Genomic DNA, 5,861 nt, shown 5'->3' on the forward strand with positions numbered 1-5,861 from the left:
ACGAATAACTTATCATCGATCGATCGAGATATTTACAGTCGATCGCGATTTAGGAAATGCGATTGCGCAAAGATACAGATACATACTTATTAGTATTTTACCAATCAATCGAGAAAAATATAACCAGTTATTTACAACGATCGAACTGTGGACTAGAAACTTTTGATGATTTGGAGGGTGCGGTTGTAGCGATCGATTTGTCCCGTCTGTTTGAATAATTTGGCTGCTAATTGGAGATCGGCGATCGCTTGAGGGCGATGTCCCGAGCGACCATGAGCGATGCCGCGATTGAGATAGGCAAGGGCATAGTCGGGTCTAATCTGGATCGCGCGGTCGTAACTGGAGATCGCACCAGCACTATCGCCGAGATCGTCGAGTTCGTTGCCTCGATTCATATAGGCTTGAGCGTATTGAGGATCGAGGCGGATGGCGGTGTTATAGTCGGCAATTGCTAATTGATGGCGACCGGTTTTACTCAAGACTGTGCCGCGATTGTAATAGGCAGCAACCGATTGGGGATTGAGGGTAATAGCGGTGGTGTAGTCAGCTACGGCACTAGCAAGATCGCCGACTTCAGTTTTGACATTGCCGCGTTCGATATAAGCCTGAAAATATCGGGGATCGAGTTTGATGGCGCGATCGAAATTACTCATTGCTTGGTTCAGGTTACCAGCAGCCACCGCCGTCAAGCCATCTTGATATTGCTCGGTCGCGGCGACAGGGCGGATGTCTACAGTGGCCTGCTGGTAGCTGGGAGCGAGCGTCAGAGCGCAGGTTGCCTGCTGCTGACCGCCGATCGAGATTGCGATTGTGCCGACTGCCAGCCAAGCTGCTAATTGAAGATTCCGCGCCATACAAATGCTACTTAAAATTGTTAAAATTGTTACCTGCTAATCCTAGAATGCCTCCTCGATCGGTGAAAAGTATCCGCATAAAATCACAAAGATTGGTAGCCAGGGAAATTTAGATTAGTATTAATTACCGATCTTGCTTACTAGTCAACCGTTTTGGCGCGATCCAGTTCGTCTTGGGGATCGCGATCTTTGCGCATTGGGCAACCGATCGAGGATAATTAAGGATTGTTAACCAAATTTTGATAAATCCGGTGAATAACCTGAGTACTGTCTCCGATACCAAGCGTAATTTTTACTCCAAACATACCCGCCCGATTAATTCGATTTATCGGCGCGTCGTCGAAGAATTAATGGTAGAAATGCATCTACTCTCGACAAATGTCGATTTTGCCTACAATCCAATTTACGCATTGGGTGTAGTCAGTAGCTTCGATCGATTTATGGCGAGTTATCGTCCCGAAACAGATAAACAATCGATTTTTATTGCCCTGTGCCAATCAATGGGTGGCAACGCCGAGCAGTATCGCAAAGATGCGACAATCGTCCAAGAATTTGCCCGCAGTATGCAAGGCCAAGATATCGTCAGTTGGTTGACTCACCCCACTGGCGATGGAATGGGAGCACAACTGGCAAGTACCATTGAATCGATCGCGAGCAATCCGAAATTTAAATACAGTCGATTGTTTGGGATCGGTTTATTTACGGTGCTCGAACAAGCAGCACCAGATCTGTTTAAAGATGAGAAACAGCGGGAAGCATCAATCCTCCAGATCGGCGAAGCAATGCATTTGCCTACCGATAAAGTCCAAAAAGATCTCGATACTTACCGCAGCAACTTAGATAAACTCGTTCAGATGGAAGCTGTGATGGCAGATTTAGCCGATGCCGAGCGCAAAAAACGCGAGAAACGCGAGCAGGCTAAAGTGGAGGCTACTGCTAGCTCGAAACCAACAGAATAGATGGGCGAGGCGGAGACTGGGGTTAGGGACTATCCCCTAACCTATTTATTTCCTAAGTAGGGGTGAGGAGTTAGCGACTGGGATTACGATCTGGAGCGAAATTAACGTTCGCAGCATTCATCCCCCAAACACGATCGTCACGCTGTCCTCTCTATACCGATAGTGCCACTAGCTATTAAGATCGAGTTCGAGGAGCGACGATCGACTCACCAACTTAACTTGAGTCGCTCTTCACTTCCAACTCCCACTAATTTAAATGTTTCTGTTTTTATCGAAACTAATTCCGCTGTTTTTTTATCCACTGGGTTCGATTAACTTATTACTAATTATCGCTTTAGGATTATGGTGGATAAAATCCAAGTGGACTCCTGCACCGATCGCGCTAGCCTTAACGATCTTATTCTTGAGTAGTAATGCCTGGACTAGTAATTGGTTGGCACAATCATTAGAGTGGCAAAATATTCCCAAAACTGAGTTACCAACAGCGGATGCGATCGCGATTTTAGGTGGCGGTACTCGCTCTCTAGCCTACCCGCGTCCGGATGTCGATCTAACTGATGCTGGCGATCGCGTCTGGTATGGTGCTAATTTGTATCGATCGGGTAAAGCACCCAAAATTATCGTCAGTGGCGGCAGAATTGACTGGAAAGGATCTGGCAGCCCGGAATCTGACGATTTGACTAAACTATTAATTCAAATGGGTGTACCCCAAGCTGATATTATCCCCGATGCTAACTCTTTTAATACTCGTGATAATGCAGTGAATATTCAAAAGATTATCAAAGAACGGGGTTTTAAAAGCATCTTATTAGTAACTTCTGCCATGCACATGCCGCGATCGCTGGCAATATTTCACAAGTTAGGTATCAACGCGATCGCCGCTCCTACTGATTATCGGATTTCGCAATTAGAAATCGACCAACCCAATCGGCAGACCGAATCGGCGATTTTGAGTTTTATCCCCGATGACGAGCATTTTTCACAAACGACACAAGTTATCCGCGAATATATCGGGATTTTGGTCTACAAATTGCGGGGGTGGCTGTAGGGGCGTTGCTGTACCACCGTATGTAAGCAGGGAGTTGGGGACTGGGGATTTTTTAATTACTTGCGGTGCGTTACGCTTCGCGGTAGCGGCGCATCGAACGGGAGGTTCCCTCCCGTTTGTGTGCGTCAAGACAACACACCCTACTTTCGATCGCTATCAACTATTCCCCATCAACTCGTTCTAACTGCCAGAGAATCTGGTTGCCTTCGCGGCGGACTCTGGAGACGATCCAATTGCGCCATGCCCACCTGTCACCGCGACTGGTAACAGCACTAGCATTGATATCCATGAGGTCTGCTAGTTCGGAGCTGGCAATTAGATAACCATGCTTGGCAATTTCATCAGTAATCCGCAATGTATCGATCAGGTGATGTAGGTGAGCGACTCGAACTTCGCGGGGGATATGTTCGGTACTCTCAAGATGAATGGTCTGTTCTTCTAGCATGGGGACAATCTGCACATCAGGGGACGGGGGAACAGGAGCCACTACAGGTTCTGAAGGGCGTTGAGCGGCTGGAGCTGGCTTGGCTATCTCCATTGTAGAGTGTTGCCGCAGTTGTGGCGGTTGACCGCTAGAAAAACCTCTGGCGATCGTGTCACAGCGTTCGTTACCGACATTGCCAGAATGACCGCGAACGTGTTGCCAGGATACCGGCACTTTGGTTTGGGACTGAACTTGTCGATCGAGTGCTTCGAGTGTTTCCCACAAATCTTGATTGAGAACGGGTTTGCCCGCTGCTGTTTTCCAGCCTTTCTTCTTCCAGCCTTTGACCCATTGGGTAATCCCTTTAATCAGGTATTCACTATCGGTATAGAGAATGCACTGCGTACTTTGACTGGTACCAGCAAAAAATTGTAGTGCTGAAATTGCAGCTTGCATTTCCATCCGATTATTGGTCGTCGCACCGTCGCGTCCGCCCAATTCGTGACAGCTCCCATCGTCAAAGTAAGCCACAGTACCCCAACCACCAGGGCCGGGATTGCCGGAACAAGCACCATCTGTATATAAGTTGGTAATTCTGCTCATTTTATGTCTCTAAACTCCTCGCCGATCGGATAGATTAGCCGCTTTGGGCTGAGTTGCATCGGGACTTTCGATCGGGTTATTACTCCACGGATCTTCGGATTTGTATTCCAATCTGGGTAACGGCGGTGGTGGCGGTGGGGCTGATTGTTCTCTAGCAGAGCGATCGATCGGGTGTCCTGCTGTTGCTGCTTCTGGTGCCATTGGCGGCGCGGTGGGCGGCGTAGCCGGAACCGCTGGTGGGCTTAGTGGCGGTGTTGTCGGAATTTCTGGCGGTGCTGTAGGCGGCGTAGCGGGAATTTCTGGTGGTGCGATTGGTGGTGTGGCTGGCACCTCTGGTGGCGTTGTTGGTGAGGGCAGCTCGCCAGACTGCTGGAGATCGCCGCTAATTTGCTGGACTTGTTGCTGCATTTGCGCGACAACGGCATCGAACACGATTTGCGGATCGGTAGTCTCGATCCCAAATTGTCCGGCGAGTTCGGCAACTAAAGCCGGATCTTGATGCAGCATCACCGAAAATTCTTCGAGGGTAATCTCGCGGGTTTCATTCGCAGCACTAGGCTCTGGCTGTCCGATTGCTTGTGGGGGCGGCGGTGTCAGCAGTAGCTCTGGCGGAATATCACCAAACTGGTCGTCGATCGACGTACTACTGTAGCTCAGATCGAATGGCGTTTGTTCGTCCAGCCCCGTTTCGAGCGAACCAAATTCCATAATCGGGAGCATGCCCGCATTAAATTCTTCGGCTTGGCGATTGAGTAGGCGCGCGCCGTAATCGCCAGCGAGATCGCCGATTTCACCGCAATCGAGTTGGGCTAATTGCACCATGCGCCCAGCTAGTTCATAATTGGGTACGGTTGCTGCGAGTAAGTTCTGACCGAACTTATCGAGCCATTCGAGCCATTCGGATTTGCGGACTCGCTGCCTAATTTTGTTAAAAAAGCCGATCGCGCGGGGTTGTTGCCAGCCATGAGCCACTCCTTCGAGCAACTGCATGAATAGATATTCCCGATCGGTGTCATCGAGTGGTGGCAATTCAACACTAGAGAGTCGATCGGTCGCCATGCCTCTGCCTTGGAGACTAGATCGATGCTTCCCAGTGCCGAATAATTTCCGAAACCACCTCATGAATGACTGCCAGATTTTTTTTAACATTTACTGATTCCTCGATGCACAATTTAGGTACATTCGATCTAGGGTATCTTAGAGGGTAAGGCTAAGTAAACCACCTCGATCGATGGTGTTTGCGTTTGGCTTGGATATCTTCTCTATTTATTCAGCAGATGGCATACATACCTCTACATCATAAATATAGACCGCAAACTTTCGCCGATCTGGTCGGGCAAGAGGCGATCGCCACCACCTTGACTAATGCTTTGCGGCTAGAGAAGATTGCCCCAGCATACCTGTTTACTGGCCCACGGGGAACAGGTAAAACTTCTAGTGCGCGAATATTAGCCAAGTCTCTTAATTGTATGGCGAGTCAGGTACCTACTGCACAACCTTGTGGTAAATGTGAGGTATGTAGCTCGATCGCCTCTGGTGCTGCTCTCGATATCATCGAAATCGATGCTGCAAGTAATACAGGCGTCGATAATATCCGCGAACTAATCGAGCGCGCTCAATATGCCCCCGTTCAGTGTCGGTATAAGGTTTATATCATCGACGAATGCTTGACTGGTGATAGTTTAATTTTGACCGATCGAGGTTGGATGCAGATCGACAATCCTGCATTAGTCGATCGTCAGGTTTTAAGCTATAACGAACAGTTGTCTAAATGGGAATGGAAACAGGTACTCAGATGGTTAGAACGTGGGCAAAAGCCAACTTTAACCATTAAAACTACTCAGCGAGAAATACGCTGTACTGGAAATCATTTAATTGGCACCGATTGCGGATGGATAAAAGCTCAAAACCTCAAACCAGGGATGAAAATCCTAGCCCCGATTTCTCAATCCAAGCACAAGCAGAACAACTTA

Annotated in this window: 6 protein-coding genes; 3 read left to right on the plus strand and 3 right to left on the minus strand. The window is 48.5% G+C overall.

Features of this window, described 5'->3' with window-relative positions; genetic code table 11:
• Positions 1–152: 152 nt before the first annotated feature.
• Positions 153–854, minus strand: a complete 702-nt coding sequence (locus RMO84_RS10995) for a tetratricopeptide repeat protein (RefSeq protein ID WP_310488505.1) — start codon at positions 852–854, stop codon at positions 153–155.
• Between the two features lie 251 nt (positions 855–1,105).
• On the opposite strand from RMO84_RS10995, the gene psb29 reads away from it, so the two are divergent.
• Entirely contained in the window at positions 1,106–1,813 is a 708-nt protein-coding gene (psb29, locus tag RMO84_RS11000) for a photosystem II biogenesis protein Psp29 (RefSeq protein ID WP_310488506.1), read from the plus strand.
• Between the two features lie 256 nt (positions 1,814–2,069).
• Positions 2,070–2,861, plus strand: a complete 792-nt coding sequence (locus RMO84_RS11005) for a YdcF family protein (RefSeq protein ID WP_310488507.1) — start codon at positions 2,070–2,072, stop codon at positions 2,859–2,861.
• 160 nt (positions 2,862–3,021) lie between these two features.
• Here RMO84_RS11005 and rnhA read toward each other — a convergent pair whose 3' ends face one another.
• Together rnhA and RMO84_RS11015 are read right to left on the minus strand one after the other, a co-directional pair.
• Positions 3,022–3,888: a ribonuclease HI gene (gene rnhA, locus RMO84_RS11010; protein ID WP_310488508.1), complete on the minus strand. Its 867-nt coding sequence runs from the start codon at positions 3,886–3,888 to the stop codon at positions 3,022–3,024.
• Between the two features lie 9 nt (positions 3,889–3,897).
• The gene (locus RMO84_RS11015; RefSeq protein ID WP_310488509.1) at positions 3,898–5,037 is read right to left on the minus strand and encodes a hypothetical protein; all 1,140 of its coding nucleotides are present in this window, start codon (positions 5,035–5,037) and stop codon (positions 3,898–3,900) included.
• A gap of 128 nt (positions 5,038–5,165) precedes the next feature.
• On the opposite strand from RMO84_RS11015, the gene RMO84_RS11020 reads away from it, so the two are divergent.
• Positions 5,166–5,861: AAA family ATPase (locus RMO84_RS11020; RefSeq protein WP_310488510.1), on the plus strand; the 696-nt coding region annotated here is incomplete at its 3' end.

This window comes from Chamaesiphon sp. VAR_69_metabat_338 (assembly GCF_031423935.1).
Taxonomy (GTDB): domain Bacteria; phylum Cyanobacteriota; class Cyanobacteriia; order Cyanobacteriales; family Chamaesiphonaceae; genus Chamaesiphon.

Excerpts from the sequence above, each read along its gene's own strand:
- RMO84_RS10995 (WP_310488505.1), bottom strand. The coding sequence starts at position 854 with ATGGCGCGGAATCTTCAATTAGCAGCTTGGCTGGCAGTCGGCACAATC.
- RMO84_RS11005 (WP_310488507.1), top strand. The coding sequence starts at position 2,070 with ATGTTTCTGTTTTTATCGAAACTAATTCCGCTGTTTTTTTATCCACTG.
- rnhA (WP_310488508.1), bottom strand. The coding sequence starts at position 3,888 with ATGAGCAGAATTACCAACTTATATACAGATGGTGCTTGTTCCGGCAAT.
- RMO84_RS11015 (WP_310488509.1), bottom strand. The coding sequence starts at position 5,037 with ATGTTAAAAAAAATCTGGCAGTCATTCATGAGGTGGTTTCGGAAATTA.